Raw genomic sequence first — 927 nt, forward strand, 5'->3', positions numbered from 1 at the left:
TCAAGCGTTTTCGGCAACGATTGCATGATCAAGTCCGCTCTCGACGGCTTCTCGGCGATCCAATCGAGGACTTGACGTGGTTCGAAGCAATCGATTGGTGTCGGAGCTTTGCCACCCTCGGGAGTTTCCGAGTTGAGTCGCATGGTCTCTCCCAGCCAGTAGGAGATCGTCCAACTCACTTCGCTATTCTCCAAAGCGTTGGCCACGACGGGCCAACCTTCATTTGGGTGCGACTTGCAAATCTCCACGATCACTTCAAACACGCCGGAGAAGGAATCTGGTCCTCCCGATTTGCAGTGGCTCTCAAAAACGCCTTCGAGCAACTGGAGGTCGCGCTCTGGGAAACGCTTTCGAAAGTTTTTGGCGAGCGTCTTCCAATAGTGCGAAGTCATGTTGTCGTGATGGCGTTCGAAAACGCTTGGATTCATCAACAGAGACCACAGCAAGCTTTCAGGCCCCTCCCCTCCCTTTCGGGCAAATCGGTAAGAGGCGATTTGGACAGCCGAGCGCGCAGCCTCGGCATCGCCGCTTGCATTTAAACGCTCGCAGATCGTCACAACCTCCGAATCCGACAACTGTTCGTCACCCAAATGCCATCCAGCTGTATGAAAACGCGACGGGTGGATGGCATTCGCATCCAGCAGGTCCAATAGCCTAGCAACGACTGCGGTCGAATACCCGGAAAAAACGACAGAGTCAGTCTGCCAGCGCTTAGGAGCGGCATCCGCCAAAAGGCTGAGCGCACGGGCTTCCCAACGCGCTAGGTCGTGACTGCGGACTATCTCGAGGTAACCGCTCAAAAATCCGATGCTCAAGTTGGCATCCAATGCCGCCGCGCATTCGAATATCTCAGCGTCGAGATCGATCAAACCAAACGAGAGCGCCGCCACGCGTCGGCCAAACTTGCTCGCGCGATGGCCGGGGGAC

The 927-nt window shown here is 56.0% G+C and carries 1 protein-coding gene; it reads right to left on the minus strand.

The genetic code is table 11. From position 1 onward, the window contains the following. Positions 1–927: hypothetical protein (locus AC1D0Z_RS22955; protein WP_477660435.1), on the minus strand; the 927-nt coding region annotated here is incomplete at both ends.

The organism is Polaromonas sp. P1_E3 (genome assembly GCF_056405935.1).